Below are 21,294 nucleotides of genomic sequence, written 5' to 3'. Positions count from 1 at the left end.
GTCAGCGTTCGCGGTGCAGGTGCCCGTCGCGCAGGCGCAACACGCGGTCGCAGCGGCCAGCGAGGTCCGTGTCGTGGGTGACGATGACGAAGCTCGTGCCGAGCGTACGCGACAGTTCGAGCATCAGGTCGTACACGCCGCCGGCCGTGTGGTCGTCGAGGTTGCCGGTGGGCTCGTCGGCCAGCACGCAGGCCGGCTGGCCGACCAGCGCGCGGGCGACGGCCACGCGCTGGCGCTCGCCGCCGGACAGCTCGCCGGGACGGTGCTTTGCCCGCCCGCCCAGGCCCACGCGCTCGAGCATGGCTTGCGCGGCGGCGCGCGCCTCGCGTTCCTTGAGGCCACGGATGCGCATCGGCATGGCGACGTTGTCCAGCGCGGTGAATTCGGGCAGCAGGTGGTGGAATTGGTAGACGAAGCCGAGCGCGCGGTTGCGAACGGTATTCCGCTCGCTCTCGCGCAGCGAGGTGAACGGCTTGCCGAGCAGTGCAACGCGGCCGGCGTCGGGGTTGTCCAGCCCGCCCAGCACGTGCAGCAGCGTGGACTTGCCGGAGCCGGACGCGCCGACGATGGCAACCTTCTCGCCAGCGTCAACGCGCACGTCTACGCCGCGCAGGACGTCCACGTCGAGGCCGCCCTGGCGGAAACGCTTGGACAGGCCCTCGGCCACAAGCACCGGCGTGCCGGACTGCACGGCGAGGCCGGGCACTGCCGGGAGGGTGGCGGCTTCCTGGAGCAGGGAGGTGTCACTCATAGCGCAGCGCCTCCGCCGGGTTCACGCGCGCGGCGCGCCAGCTGGGGTAGATCGTGGCCAGGGTGGCCAGCACGAAGGAGATGATGCCGATGGTGGCGATGTCGTTCACGCGAGGGTCCGAAGGCAGTTCGCTAATGAAATAGATGTCACGTGGCAGGAACTGCACATGCAGCACCCGTTCGATAAAGGGCACGATCACGTCGATATTGGTCGCGATCAGCGTGCCGCCGAGCACGCCGAGGACGGTGCCGATGAAGCCGATCGCCACGCCCTGGACGATGAAGATCTTCATGATCGAGCGCGGCTGGGCGCCCATTGTGCGCAGGATGGCGATGTCGGCCTGCTTGTCGGTCACGGTCATGACCAGCGTGGAGACGAGGTTGAACGCCGCCACGGCGATGATCAGCGTCAGGATGATGAACATCATGCGCTTCTCGGTCTGAACGGCGGCGAACCAGTTGCGGTTCTGCTTGGACCAGTCGCGCAGGTACAGCTCGCCGCTCATCGTGCCGGCCAGCTCCTGGGCCACCTGGGGGGCCCGCTGCATGTCGGACAGCTTGAGCCGCACACCGGTGGGGCCGGACTGGCGGAACAGTGTTTCGGCGTCCTCGATGTCGATCAGGGCCAGGGCGCTGTCGAACTCGTAGTGGCCGGACGAAAACACGCCAACTACGGTGAACTGCTTGAGCCGCGGCAGTACGCCGGCCGGCGTGATGGTGCCCTGCGGCGCCACCAGCGTCACCTTGTCGCCGACGCGCACGCCCATGGCGTTGGCCAGTTCATTGCCGAGCGCGATGCCAAAGCCGCCCGGCACCAGCGCGTTCATGCTGCCGGCGCGGAACTGGTTGCCCACGTCGGAGACCTTCGGCTCCTCGGCAGGATCCACACCACGCAGCAGCACGCCGCGCACCGCGTCTTCGCGGGTGAGCATGGCCTGGGCGGCCACGTAGGGCGCCGCCCCCACCACTTCCTTGTTCCGCATGGCCTCGGCGGCGGTCTTGTGCCAGTCGGGCAACGGTCCCGGGGCGATGACCTCGATATGGGCGAGGACCGACAGCATGCGGTCCCGCACTTCCTTCTGGAAGCCGTTCATGACCGACAGCACGACAATCAGCGCCGCCACACCGAGGGCGATGCCAAACATCGAGATCATGGAAATGAACGAAATGAACGTATTGCGGCTGGCGCGCTTGCTTGCGCGGGTGTATCGCCAGCCGATCTGCCACTCGTAGGGAAAGTTCAAGAGGAATCCTGTTGTTCGGAAGTCGCGCCGGCGGGCCATCCGCCCCCCTTGGGTGACGGAAAACTGGCGCCGGCCAGCCGGAAGTTTACAATCTCGGCAACCATGATGACGCACCTGACCCTGATTGTGCCCTTTTCCGTCCCGCCTGGCGCCGGCAACGACGCCGCGGACGACGTCGTCTCCAGCGCGCTGCTGCGGCAGTTGGAGTTGCCGGCGCTCGGAAAGTTGCTCACCCGCGCCGCCCCGGGCCCGCGCGAGACCCACGACGATCCGTTCCTGCGCACCCTGCCGCAGGAGCGCTGGCTGGCCGGCCGGGCCGGCCTGGACACCCGGCAGGTGCCGACTGCGCCTTTTATGCGCCTGGCCGACCTGCGGCAACGTGCCGCGGACCGCCTGCCGGACCCCGCCCAGGCGCCGCCTGCCGCCTCCCTGATCCGGGAAGAGAACGGCGATCAGGGCTGGGCCTGCCTCCAGCCGGTTCATATCCACGCGGCGCGGGATCACCTTGTGTTGATGCATCCGGACCAGCTTGAGATCCGCCCCGACGAGGCCGCTGCGCTGCGCGCCGCCATCGACGACCTGCTCCGTGAGTCCGGCATTGCGCTGGACGCGCCCCACCCCGCCCGCTGGTATGTGGCCGACGATGTATTCGGCGAGCTGGAAGCCACCACGCCGGTGCGCGCCACGGGCCGCAATATCGACATCTGGCTGCAAGCCGGCGCGCGGGCGCGCGACTGGCGACGCCTCCAGAACGAGATCCAGATGACCTGGCACGACCATCCGGTCAACCAGGCGCGCGAGGCCGAGGGCCGCCTGACCATTAATTCAGTGTGGCTCCACGGCGGGGGCAAGCTGAGCCTCGTCAACCGGCTGGCCGACGCCGTGCTGACGGACGACCCCTTCCTGGCTGGCCTGGCCCTCGCCAGCGATAGCCTGCTTGACCCGCAGCCAGCCAAATTCGAGGAAATTGCGAAGGCCGACGGCCATGTCATGGCGATGCTCGACACCGCCACCGAGGCCCATATCGCCCAGGACTGGGGCCTCTGGCTTGAGCGCATGCACGCACTCGACGCCGAGTGGTTCACCCCGGTACTGGCGGCCTTGGCCGATGGCCGCATCATGGGCGTCACCCTCGTGCTGGGCGGCGACAACCACTACGCCGAGTTCACCGTGCGGCGTGCCGACCTGCGCAAGTTCTGGCGTGGCATGGGCGCGCGCGGCGACTGGCGCGCCCTGCTTTCCGACCTGGCCATGGTGGCCTGATCCGCGCGTTTTCCGCTTTTCGCGCCCGCTTTTCTGGACAAACGACCATGACCCGGATCGCCATCCGCTCTTATTCCGAACCCCACGCCGATGTGCTGGCCAAGTCGGGCCTGCACCCCACGCTGGCCCGCATCCTGTCGGCGCGCGGCGTGCTGCATCCGTCCGACCTGGCCACCGAACTGCCGGAACTGACACCGCCCACGACGATGAAGGGCATCGGCCACGCGGCCGAGTATCTGGCCGATGCCATCGCCGCCAACCGCAAGCTGCTGATCGTGGCCGACTACGACTGCGACGGCGCCACGGCCTGCGCCGTGGGCGTGCGCGGGCTGCGGATGCTCGGCGCGCGCGTGGATTTCATCGTACCAAACCGCTTCGAGTACGGCTACGGGCTGACGCCCGAGATCGTGGCGCTGGCCGCCCAGCAGCAGCCGGACGTCATCGTCACCGTCGACAACGGCATTGCATCGGTCGACGGCGTGGCGGCGGCCAATGCGCTCGGCATCGACGTGGTGGTGACCGACCACCACCTCCCCGGCGCGGAGCTGCCGGAGGCGGCGGTCATCGTCAACCCAAACCAGCCCGGCTGCGAGTTCCCGAGCAAGAACCTGGCGGGCGTGGGCGTGATGTTCTACGTGCTGCTGGCCCTGCGTGCGGAGCTGCGCCGGCGCGGCGCGTTCACCCAGGCGACCCAGCCGCCGCTGCAAACCCTGCTTGACCTCGTCGCGCTCGGTACCGTCGCGGACGTTGTGAAGCTGGACACCAACAACCGCATCCTCGTGGCCCAGGGGCTGCGCCGGATGCGCGCCGGGCGCATGCATCCGGGCGTGGCGGCGCTGTTCCGCGCGGCTGGGCGTGAGGCCACGCGGGCGAACACGTTCGACCTTGGTTTCGGCCTGGGTCCCCGGCTCAATGCGGCGGGACGGCTCGCCGACATGTCGCTCGGCATCGAATGCCTGCTGACCGACGACCCGAACCGCGCGTGGGAAATCGCCCAAGAACTGGACGGCATGAACCGCGAGCGGCGCGATATTGAGGCCGGCATGCAGCAGGAGGCCCTGCAGATCCTGGAACAGCCGCTGGCGGGACTGGATCCGGCATCGCGCTACACGCTCAGCGTGTTCAACGACACCTGGCACCAGGGGGTCATCGGCATCGTGGCGTCGCGGCTCAAGGAGAAATTCCACCGCCCGACCATCACTTTCGCACCGGGCGACGAGGAACACATCAAGGGCTCGGGCCGCTCGATCCCCGGGTTCCACCTGCGCGATGCGCTCGATCTGGTGTCGAAGCGGCACCCCGGCCTGCTCGTGAAATTTGGCGGACATGCGATGGCGGCTGGCCTGACCGTACGCTCGGCCGACTTCGACACCTTCATGTCGGCGTTCGAAGCCGTTGGCCGCGAATGGCTGACGGACGACCAGCTGGCGCGCGTGATCGAGACCGATGGCGACATCGAGGAATCGTGCTTCAGCCCGGAATTCGTCGCATTGCTAGAAGGTCAGGTCTGGGGCCAGGGCTTCCCGCCCCCCACGTTCTGCGGGGAATTCGATGTCCTGCGCCAGACCGTGCTCAAGGGCAAGCATCTGAAGCTGCAACTGGGGCGCGGCAGCCAGCGCTTCGACGCGATCTGGTTCAACCACGCCGACGCCCTCGACGGCGCCAGCGCGACGGTGGCCTACCGGCTGGACAACAACACCTTCAACGGGGTCACGCGCGTGCAACTGGTGATCGAACACGCGCAGTAAATCGGCAGACGCTGGCGGGACTGCGGAAAACTGGTACACATTTCCGCTGTTCTACGATTTACGCGCGCAGTCGCGGGCCTGAACAATGGCCGCTTCCTCCTCATGGTTGAAGCAATATGGCCAAACTCCTGCGCAGCAACGGCGCGCCACTCGGCGCGCAAATCACCCTCTTTCCGGGGAATCGACTCCAGTTCAAGGTTTCCGGACTCGGTCCACATAGGAAACACCTCGTTCTCCGGAGTACTGACAGCGTCCTAAGCGTCGTGCCGCTAAGGGTCGATGACAGAAGAGCCGAGCAGGTGCTCCGACTGGAAGTGCAGGATCACAGCATCGTCAGCCGACGCGTCGTCCATCTGGACGCTTACGTAACAGACGCACAGGGGCGACTGCAACATAAGGACAGCAATACGGCACGGCTGACCGTGGAGCTTGAGCCGCGACTCAAGCTCCCGGAAGCGGATACCGAGGCAGGGATTCTCGCGCGGATGTTGATTGTCGAGAACGCCGCCCCGAGCCATCCCAAGTTTGTGAGCCTGGATGAGTCGCTGGAGAGCATGCAGTGGATGGTGCACGTACTTCGGAACCGTCTGAAGTTGGGGCCGCAACACTTCTCCGCTCGGGGCGCCTCCACTTTGACCACGCTGATCAAGGCTCAACGACAGGTCGAAGGCTTTGAGCAATTTCCACAACTGGCTCCAGCGCAGAACGTCACACTGAACGCCATACTCAATCTGGCGCACGATGGTGCAGACAATCGTTACAGATCTCATCAGATCTTTGTGGAACATGCTATCGCCGTCTCCAAGGGCACGAAGGCCGGCGCCGACCCTTGCCCCAAGAAGCTATACGCATGGAAAACTGAAGGCTCGGATAGCCCAGGGCACAACTTCGTCAAGTTTCGCGCCAAGGGCGGCCAGGACTTCTATACCCTGACCGACGCATTCCTGGCTCAATTGACGCCGAACACCAGCGGAGCACTGGAGGCAAGGCGATGAAGCAACGATTCATCTTGCCCGTGATACTGGCCTTTGCCTGCCTCAGCACCCAGGCAGCAGGCCCGCTGCCGCCTGGCATTGCCGAAGTGGCGAGCAGCCGAATTAAGGTATCAACGAATCCCTATTATCGACAGCCACTCCACGCCATGAAGCATGTTCTATTGAGCTCCGGAAAGAATGGTCGAACCAATCGCTTCTGCGCCGTTGGCTACAAATGGCCAGACGGCACGTCCCAGGCTTGGGTGCTATGGGACGAGGAGCAAACCCTCATGCTATGGCGGGGAAATCTGTATCGGGATATGCGTGACATCGGGTTGACGGCTGCGAATCGCACCTTGAAATTGGGCCGGGACACCGTCCCTACCCCCGACGATATCAACGGCAGCACCTACCTCGTCACCGAAGCCTGGTGGCGCGCCGTCGCCAATGACTGCCGCAAGCATGGCGAGAAATACGTGATCAAGCCATTCAAGGCGCCCAAACCGAAAGATCCAGGCGCCCAATAGCCTGCCGCAGGCAATCTCCCTACCCGCGCGCCGGCAGGTAGGTGGCTGGATTCACCGGCTTGCCGTTGCCGCGCACCTCGAAGTGCAGCTCGGCCGCGCCGGCCATGCTGCCGATTTCCTGCCCCGTGGTGATGCGGGCGCCTTCCTTGACCAGCGGTTTGTCGAGGTTGCCGTACACGGTCAGCCAGTCGTCGCTGTGCTTCACGATCACCAGCATGCCGTAGCCGCGCAGGGTGCCGACGTGGATGGCCCAGCCGCTGGCGGCAGCGCGGACCTTGCCGTTGGCCGGCACCTCGATCCGCAGGCCCTTCTCGGCCGGCAGGGCGAAGCGGCCCGTCACGCGGCCGTCGGCCGGCCATTGCAGCTTGATGGCGTTGGCCGGCGGGCGCGATGGCGCGGTATCGGCCTGTTTGGCCGAATTTTCAGATTTTTCCGATGATTTGGACGGTGCCGATGCCGACGCTGCCGCCGCCGCGGCTGGCGGCCGCACCCGGATCAGTTGCCCGACCTCGATCTGGTTGGTGTCCGTCAGGTCGTTCCAGCGGGCCAGTTCGGCCACGGAGCGCCGGTTGCGCCGGGCGATCGAGTACATGGTGTCGCCGCGTTCCACGCGGTAGAAGCCGTCCGGCGCCGGTTCTGTCGGGGTCGTGCCACAGGCGGCGAGCAGCGTGGCCGTGAGCGTGGCCATCGTTGCCGCGCCAAGGCGGCCCAGCGCGCGGCGGCGGGCCGCAGACACGTCTGGTCTGGCGAAGTTGCTTGCTGTCATGCGTCCGAATTCACTCCTGTTATTCACCGATATTGTCGCCGAAGTGTTGCCAAGTGGCGCCGCGATCCCCTGGTAGACCGTTCGCATCGCGAACGGTTCGCCACACGCGACGATCCCTCCCGGGATTTACGGCGCCAATCCGCTATAATTCAAGGTTTTGGAAGCGCAGGAACATCATGGAAGCAGAACGCCTCAACGCCATCTCCGGTGCCATCTCCGATCTCCGTTCCCGGACGGAAGATCTACGGGGGTATCTTTGACTACGATGTCAAAGTAGGACGCCTGGACGAAGTCAACGGCGAGCTGGAAGACCCCGAGGTCTGGAACAACCCCAAGCGGGCCCAGGACCTGGGTAAGGAAAAGAAAGCGCTCGAGGCCGTGGTACAGGTCCTCGGCAAGCTGACGGACGACCTGACTGGCGCCGACGAGCTGTTCGAGCTCGCGCGCGAGGAAGGCGACGATGAAACGCTCGAATCCATCGAAACCGACGTCAAGGGCTTCGAGGAGATCGTGGCCGGCATGGAATTCCGCCGCATGTTCTCGGGCGAGATGGACCAGGCCAACGCCTTCATCGACATCCAGGCCGGCGCCGGCGGCACGGAAGCGTGCGACTGGGCGTCGATGCTGCTGCGCCAGTACCTGAAGTACTGCGAGCGCAAGGGCTTCAAGGCCGAGGTGCTCGAAGAGTCCGAGGGCGACGTGGCCGGCATCAAGAGCGCCACCATCAAGATCGAGGGCGACTACGCGTTCGGCTACCTGCGTACCGAGACCGGCGTGCACCGCCTGGTGCGCAAGTCGCCGTTCGATTCGTCGGGCGGCCGCCATACGTCGTTCTCGTCGGTGTTCGTTTACCCCGAGGTGGACGATTCGTTCGAGGTGGAAGTCAATCCGGCCGACCTGCGCGTGGATACCTACCGCGCATCGGGCGCGGGCGGGCAGCACATCAACAAGACCGATTCGGCGGTGCGGATTACCCACATCCCCACCGGCATCGTCGTGCAGTGCCAGAACGACCGTTCGCAGCACCGTAACCGTGCCGAGGCCATGTCGATGCTGAAGTCGCGCCTGTACGAGCATGAGATGCGCAAGCGTCAGGCCGAGGCCGACAAGCTCGAAGCCGGCAAGACCGATGTGGGCTGGGGCCACCAGATCCGCTCGTATGTGCTGGACCAGAGCCGGATCAAGGACCTGCGCACCAATGTGGAAATGTCCAACACCCAGAAGGTGCTGGACGGCGACCTCGATCCGTTCATCGAGGCCAGCCTGAAACAGGGCCTGTAAGCAGACCAGCGCGCCGCCCCCGGGGTGGCGCGCCGGTTTCCGCCGGCCAACTTCGACGCATTCCGCTTCAACTTCGAACCACCAAGACCACCAGGACATCCGGGGCACCATGAGCGCAGGTATCCATCTCTATATCGTCACGGGCGCATCGCGCGGCCTGGGCGCGGCACTGACCCGCGCGTTGCTGAAACCGGGCAACCGGGTGATCTGCGTGGCGCGCAGCCGCAGCCCCGAACTGGAGGCGGATATCGCCGCCAGCGGCGTGCCGGTGGCCTGGCACCTGCAGGACCTGTCCCAGCCCAGCGCGGCCGCCGGCTGGCTGGGCAGCGTGCTTGATGCCGTGGACGATGCCCCGGCCAGCGTGACGCTGATCCTCAATGCCGGCGTGGTAGAGCCGATTGGCCCGATCACGGCGCTGCACGAGACCACGCTCATCCCCCATCTGCTGACCAACCTGGCCACGCCGATGACCATGACAGGCGCGTTCATCGAGCACACTGCCCGCTTTGACTGCGCGCGCAAGGTGCTGGCGATCTCGTCGGGCGCCGCGCGCAACCCGGTGCCGGGCTGGAGCGCCTATTGCGCCGGCAAGGCCGCGCTCGACATGTTCATCCGCTCGGTTAACGCCGAGTTCGCGAGCGTGCCGGAGCCGCGCGCGGTGCGCGCCGTGGCGCTGGCGCCGGGCGTGGTCGATACCGACATGCAGGAAACCATCCGCGGTGCGGACTTCGCGGCCGTGCAGCGCTTCCGCGATCTCAAGGCCAACGACCAGCTCGCCTCGCCCGAAGACACGGCGCGGCGCATCGTGGCTTACCTGGAGCGTCCCGACTTCGGCAAGACCGAACTCGACGACATCCGCAATTACTGAACCGAACTGAACCGAACCGCGCCGGCGCCAAGCCGGAGCGATCCACCGACACATCATGACCGAACCGACCCGCGCCCCAGCCGCCGATACGCCTGCCGCCGACGAGAACAAGATCATCGCGGAGCGGCGCGAGAAACTGCAGGCCCTGCGCCAGCAAGGCGTGGCCTTCCCCAACGACTTCCGCCCGACGCATCAGGCCGCCGCGCTCCACGCCGAGCACGGCGAGACCGACCAGGCCACGCTGGAAGCGCAGCCCGTGGAAGTGGCCATCGCCGGCCGGATGATGCTCAAGCGCGTGATGGGCAAGGCCAGCTTTGCGACCGTGCAGGACGGCAGCGGCCAGATCCAGTTCTACGTCACGCGTGACAAGGTGGGCGAAGACGTCTACGCCGCGTTCAAGCACTGGGACCTGGGCGACATCATCAGCGCGCGCGGCGAGCTGTTCCGCACCAACAAGGGTGAGCTGTCGGTGCAGGTGCGCGAACTACGCCTGCTGTCGAAGTCGCTGCGCCCGCTGCCGGACAAGTTCCACGGCCTGGCCGACCAGGAGACCAAGTACCGCCAGCGCTATGTGGACCTGATCGTCTCGCCCGAGACACGCGCCACGTTCCGGGCTCGTACAAACGCCATTTCGTCGCTGCGCCGCCATATGGCCGACGCCGGCTTCATGGAAGTGGAAACGCCGATGCTGCACCCGATTCCGGGCGGTGCGGCGGCCAAGCCTTTCATTACGCACCACAACGCGCTGGACATGCAGATGTTCCTGCGCATCGCGCCCGAGCTGTATCTGAAGCGCCTGGTCGTCGGCGGCTTCGAGCGCGTGTTCGAAATCAATCGTAATTTCCGTAACGAAGGGGTGAGCCCGCGCCACAACCCCGAGTTCACGATGATGGAGTTCTACGCGGCCTACACGGACTACCGCTGGCTGATGGACTTCACCGAGAACCTGATCCGCCAGGCGGCCATCGATGCGCGCGGCAGCGCCACGGTGACCTACCAGGGCCGCGAGTTGGATCTCGCCAAGCCGTTCCATCGCCTGACGATCTGCCAGGCGATCCAGAAGTTCGCGCCCGAGTACACCGACGCGCAACTGACCGATGCCGATTTCCTGCGCACCGAACTGAAGAAATTTGGCGTGAATACGAGCGCGCCGCAGTTCCTGAACGCCGGCCTCGGCACGCTGCAGCTGGTGCTGTTTGAGGAAACGGCCGAGAGCCAACTGTGGGAGCCGACCTTTATCGTCGATTACCCCGTCGAAGTGTCACCGCTGGCGCGCGCCTCGGACACGTTGCCGGGCATCACCGAGCGTTTCGAGCTGTTCATCACGGGCCGCGAGATCGCTAACGGCTTCTCGGAATTGAACGATGCCGAGGATCAGGCTGACCGCTTCCGCAAGCAGGTGGAGCAGAAGGACGCCGGCGACGAGGAAGCGATGTACTTCGACGCCGACTACATCCGCGCGCTCGAGTACGGCATGCCTCCGACGGGTGGCTGCGGCATCGGCATCGACCGTCTGGTGATGCTGCTGACCGACAGCCCGAACATCCGCGACGTCATCCTGTTCCCGCACCTGCGCCGCGAGGACTGAACCGCAGGTACGCACCCAGACAACCCACCGCATGCGTGGCAGGTGGCAGACCACTGACAAACCCCACACTTTTTCGAGTGTGGGGTTTTTCTTTGTGGCGACCGAAATGCGAACGTCTCTGTACCCGCGGTTTAAGGAATCAGCGATTGTTTCCCTGTGTTCGCTCCTGCTAGGTTGATGGCCGCCCCCAGTTGATAAGGGCGACCTAACCAGGAGCGAGGATGCTATTTATTACGAAGCAAGGGCATGTCGACGCGGAGCGAGTGAAGGTGAAGATTTTCCCGAAGATCGAGCGCGGACCGATGGATACCGTAAATGGGATCGTTGTACACCAGACAAGCGCCCCGGAGTCGTCCCATACATTTAACAGCTATGGCGATGTTGCGGCCAATGGCGCTCACTTCTTGATAGACAAGGACGGCATCATCTATCAAACCGCATCCTTGCGGAGAGTGACGAATCACGTCGGACGACTCCGGTCGCGCTGCATTTTGACCAAACAGTGCTCTCCCATCGAGCTAGACAAGATATCCAAGCTCGGAACTGGTGCGCTACATCGACACGAAGTAAAGAAAAAATGGCCCAACCGATTTCCATCCAATCATGACTCGATAGGCATAGAGCTGGTAGGCATGGCCATCGGACCCAAGAACAAGGAAGTTTACGAGGATGTAACTGCCGCTCAAAACTCTTCATTGGACTGGCTGATCTCAGAGCTCATGGACACCTTTGCGGTGGCGGCGCGGGAAGTCTATCGGCACCCCGATATTTCCTACAAGAACCTGACCGAAGCGAGGACCGCAAAATGGTGAGATCAAGAACTCTTCCCCTCTTGAGATCCGCTGCCTTTGTTTTGCTGTGCATGACGGCCGCGCTTTGCTCAGCCAGAGATGTCAGAAAAGTGGTGATTGAAGAAGTCGGCCAATCGCTACCAGATGGAGATCCGCGGACAGCCGAGCTATGCAAGAGATTCCGGCCAACGGTGACGCAGGTAAAGAACTTCTTTTCCAAGATATACCCTGTCCAGGCGCGCAAGGTGCTCCACGACTACTACTCCCCATGTTATGCCACGGGCACCGTCGTGTTCGGGGACAGCAGTACCGGGGCGTGGAGCCTATATTCCGGCGGGACGGCAACACTGGTATGGACGCACGGAGGCGATAAGGTCTACGTCTACTATGGAAAGAACAAATGGTACGACCCCTTCGCATGTACTTACGGGCTTGAGGATGAGGGAAAATGTTAGAGGGAGCGCCCGCTTCCATGAGCCAAATTTGTTACTGGAGCGCCTGTAGGACGCACTCCGATAGCGCGACAAACCCATGATTGACAAGGGTTTTCCGCGCTACGAATGCTTACAAAATCGAACGGCAATCGGGGCGCGATTCGGCCACACTTGGGGTATCGACCGGCAAGTCCGGTCACCCGGAGAACAACAAATGCAGCACCCCACTCCCGCTACCGCCCATCCGTCGAATTCGCCCACCCCGCCGCTGCCGCCCCAGCGCCGCCTGCACCCGCTGGTCGGCGCCGCGGCAGTCGCCGTAGTGGTGGCCAGCCTGACCGCGGTGGCGGCCGTGACCGGCGTGTTGCCGCTCACGAAGGCGAACCAGGGGCCAGCCGACTACCCGGCCCCGGTCGCCACCCAGTCCATTACCCCCCCGCCGGGTTCGACCACCCGCCCGCCGGCTTATGACGCCCAACAGGCTCAACAGGCCCAGCAATCCCAACAATCCCAGCAGGCGCGTAACGAGCCGCCCGCGCAGCAGGCTCAGGCCGAGGAGCGTCCCGCCACCCGGCCCAGCCATACGGCTGGCCGCGTCACGGCCGTGAGCGTCGTGGAATCGGAGAAGCCCACCAGCGGCGTGGGCGCGGTCGGCGGCGCCGTGGTGGGCGGCCTGCTCGGCAACCAGATCGGCAGCGGCAACGGCCGGATTCTCGGCACCGTAGCCGGTGCGGCGGCGGGCGGTTACGCCGGCAACGTGGTCGAGAAGCACGTGAACAAGGACAAGGCCTACCGCGTCAGCGTGCAGATGGACGATGGCACGCGCCGTACCTTCACCTACAAGAACCCGCCGGGGGTCGATGTGGGCCAGCGTGTCCACATGGAACGTGGCGTGCTGGTAACGGGGTAAGCGGGGGTAAGCGCTTCCCCTGGGAAAGCGAAACGGCCGCGCTGGTGGATGCCAGCGCGGCCGTTTTTCATCGATCTACGATAGGTGCAGCCTTACGCCGCTTCCTCGATCCACGCAGCCTGGATCGCCTCGAGAATCTTCTCACCCGAGCGCTCGGGCAGGTCGTCGAAGCCGTCCAGTTCAAGGACCCACTGGCGCAGTTGCGTGAAGCGGACCGTCACTGGGTCCACCTCGGGGTACTTGTCGTAGAGCGCCGCGGCGATGTCGAAGGTGTCAGTCCATTTCATCTCAGTGGCCTTCCTTGGCGTGGTTGATCGTGTATTTTGGAATTTCTACGGTCAGATCCGCGTCCGCCACCAGCGCCTGGCAAGACAGGCGCGAGTTCGGCTCCAGGCCCCAGGCCTTGTCGAGCAGGTCTTCTTCCTTTTCCTCGGCGTCTTCCAGCGAATTGAAGCCTTCGCGCACTACCACGTGGCACGTGGTGCAGGCGCAAGACTTCTCGCAGGCGTGCTCGATGTTGATGCCCTGGCTCAGCAGCGCGTCGCAAATGCTGGTGCCCTGGGGTGCCTCGAACACGGCCCCCTCGGGGCACAGTTCCACGTGAGGCAATACGATGATTTGTGCCATGTCTGTCCTGGTATGACTATTCTCAATTCGGTGCGGCTCAGCCGAGCTCCTGCACCTTGCGCCCCGCCAGCGCGCTCTTGATCGAGCGGTCCATGCGGCGTGCGGCAAATTCGTCCGTGCCATGCGACAACCGCTCCACGGCGGTCTTGATCGCGTGGTGGTCGTCGCCTGTTGCAATCTGTCGCACATTGGCCATCAGCACTTCCACGCTCGCGCGCTCCTCGGCGGTCAGCAGGTCGCCGTCCACCTCGAGCGCGCGCGTGGTGGCTTCCACCAGCCGTTCGGCTTCCACGCGTTCCTCGGCCAGCGCGCGGGTCTTCATGTCGTGCTCGGCCTCGCGGAAGCTGTCCTGCAGCATGCGCGCGATGTCGTCGTCAGCCAGGCCGTAGGACGGCTTGACCGAGACTGACGCCTCCACGCCCGAGTGCATCTCGCGCGCGGCCACCGACAGCAGGCCGTCGGCATCCACCTGATAGGTCACGCGGATCCGCGCGGCACCGGCCACCATCGGCGGAATGCCGCGCAGCTCGAAGCGCGCCAGCGAGCGGCAATCGCTCGCCAATTCGCGCTCGCCCTGAAGCACGTGGATCGCGATCGCGGTCTGGCCGTCCTTGAACGTCGTGAATTCCTGGGCGCGTGCCACGGGAATCGTGCTGTTGCGCGGGATGATCTTCTCGACCAGTCCGCCCATCGTTTCCACGCCCAGCGAGAGCGGAATCACGTCGAGCAGCAGCCAGTCCTCGCCGGGCGCGTGGTTGCCGGCCAGCAGGTTGGCCTGCATGGCGGCGCCGAGGGCCACAACCTTGTCCGGATCGAGGTTGGTCAGCGGCGTCTGGCCGAAGTAGTCGCCCACAGCCTTGCGGATCGACGGCATGCGCGTGGCACCGCCCACCAGCACGACGCCCTTCACGTCCTGCGTCTCGACGCCGGCATCGCGCAGCGCCTTGCGCGCCGGCGCCAGCGTTTTCTGCACCAGATGCTTCGTAATATCGTTGAAAACCGAGGCGGACAGCGGCAGGTGAACGATCTCGCCACTGGCCAGCACCGCGTCGATCACCGTGCTGTCGCTCTCGGACAAGGCTTCCTTGGCGGCACGGGCGCGCACCATCAGCAGCCGGGTGTCTTCGGCGGACAGCGGCTGCAGGCCGGCCTGTTCCACGATCCAGCACAGCAGGCGCTGATCGAAATCGTCACCACCAAGCGCGGAGTCACCGCCGGTGGACATCACTTCGAACACGCCCTTGGTCAGCTTGAGCACGGAGATGTCGAAGGTGCCGCCGCCGAGATCGTAAACCGCGTAAATCCCTTCGGCCGCGTTGTCGAGGCCGTAGGCAATGGCCGCCGCGGTCGGCTCGTTGAGCAGGCGCAGCACCTCCAGGCCGGCCAGTTGGGCCGCGTCCTTGGTGGCCTGGCGCTGGGCGTCATCGAAATAGGCCGGCACCGTGATCACGGCGCCGACGAGATCGTCGCCAAGCGAATCCTCGGCGCGCTGACGCAGCGTCGCCAGGATCTCGGCCGACACCTCCACCGGGCTCTTCACCCCGGCGGCAGTCTTGATCTGCACCATGCCCGGCGCATCGACGAAGTCGTACGGGCTGTGCTCGATATTGGCCACGTCGCGCAGGCCACGGCCCATGAAACGCTTGACGGAGACGATGGTGTTCTTGGGGTCGCGCACGGCTTCGTCCTGTGCGCGATAGCCGATGTGGGCCGTACGGTCCGGCAGGTAGCGCACGACCGAGGGCAGCAGCGGACGGCCGCGCTCGTCGGACAACACTTCGGGAATGCTGTTGCGCACGGCAGCCACCAGCGAGTTGGTGGTGCCAAGGTCGATACCGACTGCCAGGCGCCGCTGGTGCGGGGCCGGCGACATGCCGGGTTCGGAAATCTGGAGCAGTGCCATGATGATTCTTCGCGTGTTCTTGTGGGGCGATGTCCGGACTTCGCCGGGGAGGACCGTGCCGGGAGACTGGCGATTCGCCTAGTTTTCCAGCCGGTCGATCGCCTCGCTGGCGTCGTGTTCGATCTTCTCGATAAACATCAATTGCCGCGCCGCAGCGCCGGCTGCCTCATTGCTGCCGGCATCGAGCAGCGCGCCGAGCGCCTCCAGGCGCTCGCGCCGTTCCTGGCGCAGGTCGCGCAGCAGGCCGTCGAGCCGGTCCGTTGCGCGGTCTTCCACCGCTTCCTGCAGCGCCTCGCGCCATTCCATCTGCTGCATCAGGAAGGCCGGGGCCATGGCGGTATTGTTCTCCGCCTGGATGTCCACGCCGCGCAGCGTGAGCAGGTAGATGGCGCGTTTCAGCGGCTGGCGCAGCGTGCGATAGGCTTCGTTGGCGTGCGCGGCCCATTGCATCGCCACGCGCCGCTCGGCGTCGCCGGCGTTGGCAAAGCGGTCCGGATGGGCCTGAGACTGCACGGTGCGGTAGGCTTCATCGAGTGATGCCTGATCCACATCGAAGCGCACCGGCAAGCCGAACAGCGAGAAAAAATCGTCTTTCAAAACCTTCCCCAACAAAAAGGAGCGGCCACGCCGCCCCCCTTTCGCACTTCATTGCACTTCAGCGCGTCGCCGGATATCAGACCCGGAACGACTCGCCGCAGCCGCACTCGTCCTTGACGTTCGGGTTGTTGAAGCGGAAACCCTCGTTCAACCCTTCGCGTGCGAAGTCCAGTTCAGTGCCGTCGATGTACGGCAGACTTTTCGGGTCGACGATCACCTTGAGGCCCCGCGTCTCGAAGACCTGGTCCTCGGGTAGCACTTCGTCCACGTATTCAAGCTTGTACGCCAGGCCGGAGCAGCCGGTGGTCTTCACACCCACGCGCAGGCCCACGCCCTTGCCGCGGCGTTCCAGGTAGCGGGCGACGTGCTTCGCCGCCTTTTCGGTCATTGTGATCATCGTTGCCTTGCTGTCAGACACCGCGTCCGGCCAATGCGCCGGGCGCGGCAGTTTCCAACGAAAAAGCCAGTCCGCCGATCAGGCAGCCTGCTGCGCGGCGGGAACGCCGTGCTTCTTCTTGTAGTCGTCGACCGCCGCCTTGATGGCGTCCTCGGCCAGGATCGAGCAGTGGATCTTCACCGGCGGCAGCGCCAGTTCCTCGGCGATGTGCGTGTTCTTGATCTCAAGGGCCTGGTCGACGGTCTTGCCCTTGACCCATTCGGTCACCAGCGACGACGACGCGATGGCCGAGCCGCAACCGTAGGTCTTGAACTTGGCGTCTTCGATCACGCCCGCCTCATTCACCTTGATCTGCAGCTTCATCACGTCGCCGCAGGCCGGAGCGCCGACCATGCCGGTGCCCACCGCGTCGTCGTTCTTGTCGAACGAACCGACGTTGCGCGGATTTTCATAGTGGTCGAGAACCTTGTTGCTGTAAGACATTTTGGCTACCTCTGACGAATCTTGAATGGGGGTCGTTATTGTTTTGGGCGCTGCTCAGTGGGCGGCCCACTGGATCGAGTTCAGGTCGACACCGTCCTTGAACATTTCCCACAGCGGCGACAGGTCGCGCAGCTTGCCGATCTTGTTCTTCAGCAGTTCGATCGTGTAGTCGATCTCCTGCTCGGTGGTGAAGCGGCCCACCGTGAAACGGATGGAGCTGTGCGCCAGTTCGTCGTTGCGGCCCAGGGCGCGCAGTACGTACGACGGCTCCAGCGAGGCCGACGTGCAGGCCGAGCCCGACGACACGGCCACGTCCTTGATCGCCATGATCAGGGACTCGCCTTCCACGAAGTTGAAGCTCACGTTCAGGTTGTGCGGCACGCGGTGTTCCAGCGAGCCGTTCAGGTACACCTCTTCCATGCCCGACAGGCCGCGCCACAGGCGGTCACGCAGCATGCGGATCCGTTCGTTCTCGGTGGCCATTTCCTCGCGGGCCAGGCGGAACGCTTCGCCCATGCCGACGATCTGGTGCGTGGCCAGCGTGCCCGAACGCATGCCGCGCTCGTGACCACCGCCGTGCATTTGCGCCTCAATCCGCACACGCGGCTTGCGACGTACATACAGCGCGCCCACGCCCTTCGGGCCGTAGGTCTTGTGGGCCGAGAACGACATCAGGTCGCACTTCAGCGTGTTCAGGTCGATGGTGACCTTGCCGGTGGCCTGGGCCGCATCGCAATGGAAGATGATGCCCTTGGCGCGGCAAATTTCGCCGATCTGCGCCACGTCCTGGATCACGCCGATCTCGTTGTTCACCAGCATCACCGACACCAGGATCGTATCCGGGCGAATCGCCTGCTGGAACACGTCCATGTCGATCAGGCCGTCGTCCTTGACGTCGAGGTAGGTCACCTCGAAGCCCTGGCGTTCGAGCTCGCGGGTGGTGTCCAGCACCGCCTTGTGCTCGGTCTTCACCGTAATCAGATGCTTGCCCTTGCCCGAGTAGAAGTTCGCGGCACCCTTGATGGCCAGGTTGTTCGACTCGGTTGCGCCCGACGTCCACACGATCTCGCGGGGATCGGCGCCCACCAGCGCGGCCACCTGCTCACGCGCTTCTTCGACCGCGCGCTCGGCTTCCCAGCCATAGGCGTGGCTACGCGAGGCCGGATTGCCGAACTGCTCGCGCAGGTACGGAATCATCTTGTCGGCTACGCGCGGGTCCACCGGCGTCGTGGCCGAATAATCCATGTAGATGGGGAAATGTGGGGTGCTCATCGTTATGACTGCCTTATAGGGACCGCTAATCGCTTACTGTCTACCGATAGTTTAAACCAACTATCTGAAATCTGCTCAGGACTGCGCGAGGCTGAACACCGAGTTCACCACGCGGGGGCGCGCCGGCTTTTCCTGCTTCTCGGCCTTGCTGCGCGTCACCGGCACGGACTGTGCGGCGTCTTCGCGCATGTCGTGCAGCACCGCCGGCTGGCGGGCGCGCTGTTGGTCAACGAGGTTCTTCAGGGAGACGGAGTCGAGGTACTCGACCATCTTCTGGTTCAGCGTGGCCCACAGCTCGTGGGTCATGCATCGCCCGGATCCATCATCTCCGTTACAATTACCCTTCCCGCCGCACTGCGTGGCGTCCAGTGGCTCGTCCACGGCGATGATGATGTCCGCCACGGTGACGTCCTCGGCCTTGCGGGCGAGGCTGTAGCCACCCCCCGGACCGCGCACGCTTTCCACGATCTCGTGCCGGCGCAGCTTGCCAAACAGCTGCTCCAGGTAGGACAGAGAGATTTTCTGGCGCTGGCTGATGCCAGCGAGCGTGACGGGCCCCTGATCCTGGCGCATGGCCAAGTCGATCATGGCGGTTACCGCAAAACGGCCTTTGGTGGTCAGTCTCATGATGCTCGGGGAGAAGGAAATACTTGATCGTTTCGCTCAAGTATAAATTTATCCGACCAAATCAGTCAAGTACCCCTGCTGCAGTGCACGGTATCCGGCACGACGCTTTTCAGGCCACATCGCCCGGCGCAGGCGCCGCCACGGGCACCGCGCGCGGCGGAATCAGCAGCGACATCGGGTGCCGCACAATGCGCCTGCGCACCGCCGCACTGAGTTCGCGCCGATCCACGCGAGGCAGGTTGCGCGACCGCATCGCCATATAGAAGGCCAGCGCAAAGCTGACTGCCACGTTCAACACCCCCATCAGCGCGATACCGGCCACGGCCAGCCAGAGCGACGGCATGCGCAGTGCATCCATGCCGAGCACGCCGATGGCCGTGCCCACGGAACCGGTGGAAAGCGTCACATGGCGCACTTCCATATGCGGTCCAAAGAAGCTCAGGATCTCCGGCCCGAGCCCAAGCAGGAAGCCCAGCGACACATTGCCCGCGATGCCCGACAGATTGCGCTTCCAGAAATCCGCCAGCTTCATCGCCCCGCCCTGCCCCAGCACGTAGCGCAGCCGGCGGTGGTAGGCCATCACGTCGTGCACGCGGTGCAGCGCGAACCAGTTGTCCGCCCAGCCGGCGATCAGGCTCGACAGCCACAGCAGCACGCCGGTGAACGCGGCGTAGAGCGGCGTGGGGCCGAGAATCGAGAACGATTCGATCGTGGCAATGGCCTTGGCCGGCGTGATCAGGTTGGCGCCGAGCAGCCTTCCGGCCAGCCACTGCACCAGCAGTGCCACCGGGAACACCACGGCCAGGTTGCCGAAAATCGCCGCCGCGTTCGAGCGGATCATCGCGATGGTGTCGTCGACGAAGGCCTCGCGCCCCTCTGGCCGCCCTACGCCATCGAGCCGGTGCGCCAGCGCCGGGCCGGTCATCGCCGGCTGCTTGGTGGCCAGCGTGAAATGCGCGAAATGGATCGCCAGGAAGCTGCCGGCATAGTTCAGCGAGGCCAGCAGGCCCTCCAGGAACTTGTCCAGATGCAGGCCGTAGATCAGAAATTTCAGATAAACCGTGACCACCGTGACCAGCCCGCCGCCGGCCGCCGCGCGCAGCAGCTCGCCGTACTCCTTACGGTCCCGCGTGATGTAGTGCTCGCCGGTCTCGGCGGACCGCTCCACCACCTTGCGCGCCAGTTGCGCGAACGATGAGCCGGCCAGATGCGCGATGCTGCGCCGGGCCTGCGTGGAGCGGATCAGCTCGGCCATCAGGTGCGCGTGGCGGCTGTGGCGGCCTGGGTCCACCCAGGCGTTGAGCAGCAGGTCGATCCGCGCCAGGCGGACCTTCATGCGCTCGATCTGGAACACCACCTCGACGGAGACGCCGTTCTCCTCGAGATCGGCATAGACATGCTGCGCGGCGGCCAGACAGCCATCGAGCAGCGCGCGGAAATAGTTGAGCCGATGGCCGAAGACCTCGTTGTCATGGGCCAGCCCCTCTTCGCACAACGCCGCGATGGCCATGTCGAGCCGGAAAAATGGCGTGTCCTGCACGCGGCCGGGCAGACGCGAACGAATTGACTGGCTCAGGCCGGTGGCGCGCACCTGACTGGCGAGCACCTGGATGCTTGCGGCCAGCGTGTCCTCGAGCTGGATGCGATCGTCCCCGGCGCCCGATTGCAGCGCTGACGCGATGCGCTCGATCAGGTCGGCATCGAGTCCATCGACCCAATCCGCATCAGCCTCATCGGCAAAGACCAGCGCGAACAGGCCGGCCATGTCGTTGCGGTTGGGCGGCGGCGGCAGGAAGCGCGCCTGGAGCCGATCGACCATCTCGCCCCAGAAACCGGGGTGGGAGGCCACGCCGGTATCGCAGAACAGCGAGGTGGGATCGTTGTCACGGACGATCGAGCGGATGGTGCGCGCGAAGCGATCCGCCCAATCGGGGTGCCGCGCCAGCACCTGGAGCAGGTAACGCAGCCGCACGTGGGCGGGATAGCTGCGCGCCGGGGCGTTGGCCTGATCGGGGTGGGTATCCGGATCGGGATCGACGGCCAGGCTGCCGTCGCGCCGGAGCCAGTAGCCCAGCTCGACGAGCCAGGCGTTGCGGTCCGCGAGCAAGGCGTCGGGATTGGCCGAGGCCAGGATGGCGTCGAGCTGCAAGCTCGCATTGCGTGACTCGCGCCACTTGCGCCATTTGCGGAACAGGGAAAAAACCATGGATATCTCTGGAGGGCCGGCAACGTGCCGGCCTGGGG

At 64.9% G+C, this 21,294-nt stretch carries 21 protein-coding genes; 9 read left to right on the top strand and 12 right to left on the bottom strand.

Going from position 1 to position 21,294, the window contains the following annotated elements; translation table 11 throughout:
• Position 1: 1 nt before the first annotated feature.
• Positions 2–751, bottom strand: a complete 750-nt coding sequence (gene lolD, locus BM115_RS08435) for a lipoprotein-releasing ABC transporter ATP-binding protein LolD (protein ID WP_092292606.1) — start codon at positions 749–751, stop codon at positions 2–4.
• Positions 744–1,994, bottom strand: coding sequence for a lipoprotein-releasing ABC transporter permease subunit (locus BM115_RS08430; RefSeq protein WP_092292604.1), 1,251 nt, complete (start codon positions 1,992–1,994; stop codon positions 744–746). The genes lolD and BM115_RS08430 overlap by 8 nt, the downstream gene beginning before the upstream one ends.
• A gap of 102 nt (positions 1,995–2,096) precedes the next feature.
• Between BM115_RS08430 and BM115_RS08425 the strand changes: the two genes are divergently transcribed.
• The 4 genes from BM115_RS08425 (at position 2,097) to BM115_RS08410 (ending at position 6,506) form a co-directional block, all read left to right on the top strand.
• Positions 2,097–3,257, top strand: coding sequence for a hypothetical protein (locus BM115_RS08425; RefSeq protein ID WP_092292602.1), 1,161 nt, complete (start codon positions 2,097–2,099; stop codon positions 3,255–3,257).
• Positions 3,258–3,304: 47 nt separating this feature from the next.
• Positions 3,305–5,005, top strand: a complete 1,701-nt coding sequence (gene recJ / locus BM115_RS08420) for a single-stranded-DNA-specific exonuclease RecJ (RefSeq protein WP_092292600.1) — start codon at positions 3,305–3,307, stop codon at positions 5,003–5,005.
• A gap of 116 nt (positions 5,006–5,121) precedes the next feature.
• Positions 5,122–6,000 carry a hypothetical protein gene (locus BM115_RS08415; RefSeq protein WP_092292598.1) on the top strand — a complete coding sequence of 293 codons (879 nt, stop codon included), beginning with the start codon at positions 5,122–5,124 and terminating at the stop codon, positions 5,998–6,000.
• The gene (locus BM115_RS08410; RefSeq protein WP_255370742.1) at positions 5,997–6,506 is read left to right on the top strand and encodes a hypothetical protein; all 510 of its coding nucleotides are present in this window, start codon (positions 5,997–5,999) and stop codon (positions 6,504–6,506) included. The genes BM115_RS08415 and BM115_RS08410 overlap by 4 nt, the downstream gene beginning before the upstream one ends.
• 19 nt (positions 6,507–6,525) lie before the next feature.
• Here BM115_RS08410 and BM115_RS08405 read toward each other — a convergent pair whose 3' ends face one another.
• Positions 6,526–7,272, bottom strand: a complete 747-nt coding sequence (locus BM115_RS08405; protein ID WP_092292596.1) for a M23 family metallopeptidase — start codon at positions 7,270–7,272, stop codon at positions 6,526–6,528.
• Between the two features lie 176 nt (positions 7,273–7,448).
• On the opposite strand from BM115_RS08405, the gene prfB reads away from it, so the two are divergent.
• From prfB to BM115_RS08380, 5 genes are all read left to right on the top strand, one after another.
• Positions 7,449–8,553 (top strand): peptide chain release factor 2 gene (gene prfB, locus BM115_RS27065; RefSeq protein ID WP_143093866.1). Its coding sequence is split into 2 segments (ribosomal slippage): positions 7,449–7,529 and positions 7,531–8,553, totalling 1,104 coding nucleotides; the frame shifts between segments, so codons are not numbered across the junction.
• 109 nt (positions 8,554–8,662) lie between these two features.
• A complete protein-coding gene (locus BM115_RS08395) occupies positions 8,663–9,421 on the top strand; it encodes an SDR family oxidoreductase (RefSeq protein ID WP_092292592.1) in 759 nt (252 codons plus the stop codon).
• Between the two features lie 55 nt (positions 9,422–9,476).
• Positions 9,477–11,009 (top strand): lysine--tRNA ligase, encoded by a 1,533-nt coding sequence (gene lysS / locus BM115_RS08390; protein ID WP_092292589.1) that lies wholly within the window; start codon positions 9,477–9,479, stop codon positions 11,007–11,009.
• Positions 11,010–11,230: 221 nt separating this feature from the next.
• Positions 11,231–11,821: a peptidoglycan recognition protein family protein gene (locus BM115_RS08385; RefSeq protein ID WP_092292587.1), complete on the top strand. Its 591-nt coding sequence runs from the start codon at positions 11,231–11,233 to the stop codon at positions 11,819–11,821.
• A 627-nt stretch (positions 11,822–12,448) separates the two neighbouring features.
• Positions 12,449–13,144, top strand: coding sequence for a glycine zipper 2TM domain-containing protein (locus BM115_RS08380; RefSeq protein WP_092292585.1), 696 nt, complete (start codon positions 12,449–12,451; stop codon positions 13,142–13,144).
• 92 nt (positions 13,145–13,236) lie between these two features.
• On the opposite strand, the gene iscX is transcribed toward BM115_RS08380, so the two are convergent.
• From iscX to BM115_RS08335, 9 genes are all read right to left on the bottom strand, one after another.
• Positions 13,237–13,431, bottom strand: coding sequence for a Fe-S cluster assembly protein IscX (gene iscX, locus BM115_RS08375; protein ID WP_092292583.1), 195 nt, complete (start codon positions 13,429–13,431; stop codon positions 13,237–13,239).
• A 1-nt stretch (position 13,432) separates the two neighbouring features.
• Positions 13,433–13,771: an ISC system 2Fe-2S type ferredoxin gene (gene fdx / locus BM115_RS08370; protein ID WP_092292581.1), complete on the bottom strand. Its 339-nt coding sequence runs from the start codon at positions 13,769–13,771 to the stop codon at positions 13,433–13,435.
• Positions 13,772–13,808: 37 nt separating this feature from the next.
• Positions 13,809–15,674 carry a Fe-S protein assembly chaperone HscA gene (gene hscA / locus BM115_RS08365; RefSeq protein WP_092292579.1) on the bottom strand — a complete coding sequence of 622 codons (1,866 nt, stop codon included), beginning with the start codon at positions 15,672–15,674 and terminating at the stop codon, positions 13,809–13,811.
• A 78-nt stretch (positions 15,675–15,752) separates the two neighbouring features.
• The gene (gene hscB / locus BM115_RS08360; RefSeq protein ID WP_092292577.1) at positions 15,753–16,271 is read right to left on the bottom strand and encodes a Fe-S protein assembly co-chaperone HscB; all 519 of its coding nucleotides are present in this window, start codon (positions 16,269–16,271) and stop codon (positions 15,753–15,755) included.
• Between the two features lie 76 nt (positions 16,272–16,347).
• The gene (gene iscA, locus BM115_RS08355) at positions 16,348–16,668 is read right to left on the bottom strand and encodes an iron-sulfur cluster assembly protein IscA (protein WP_092292575.1); all 321 of its coding nucleotides are present in this window, start codon (positions 16,666–16,668) and stop codon (positions 16,348–16,350) included.
• A 78-nt stretch (positions 16,669–16,746) separates the two neighbouring features.
• The gene (gene iscU, locus BM115_RS08350; RefSeq protein ID WP_092292573.1) at positions 16,747–17,151 is read right to left on the bottom strand and encodes a Fe-S cluster assembly scaffold IscU; all 405 of its coding nucleotides are present in this window, start codon (positions 17,149–17,151) and stop codon (positions 16,747–16,749) included.
• Positions 17,152–17,205: 54 nt separating this feature from the next.
• Positions 17,206–18,429, bottom strand: coding sequence for an IscS subfamily cysteine desulfurase (locus BM115_RS08345; RefSeq protein WP_304441456.1), 1,224 nt, complete (start codon positions 18,427–18,429; stop codon positions 17,206–17,208).
• Positions 18,430–18,498: 69 nt separating this feature from the next.
• The gene (iscR, locus tag BM115_RS08340) at positions 18,499–19,050 is read right to left on the bottom strand and encodes a Fe-S cluster assembly transcriptional regulator IscR (protein WP_092292569.1); all 552 of its coding nucleotides are present in this window, start codon (positions 19,048–19,050) and stop codon (positions 18,499–18,501) included.
• A 109-nt stretch (positions 19,051–19,159) separates the two neighbouring features.
• Entirely contained in the window at positions 19,160–21,256 is a 2,097-nt protein-coding gene (locus BM115_RS08335; protein WP_255370741.1) for a site-specific recombinase, read from the bottom strand.
• Positions 21,257–21,294: the final 38 nt, after the last annotated feature.

It is taken from the genome of Cupriavidus sp. OV096, from assembly GCF_900115455.1.
GTDB lineage: Bacteria > Pseudomonadota > Gammaproteobacteria > Burkholderiales > Burkholderiaceae > Cupriavidus.
This window is presented reverse-complemented; position numbering and strand designations above follow the sequence as displayed.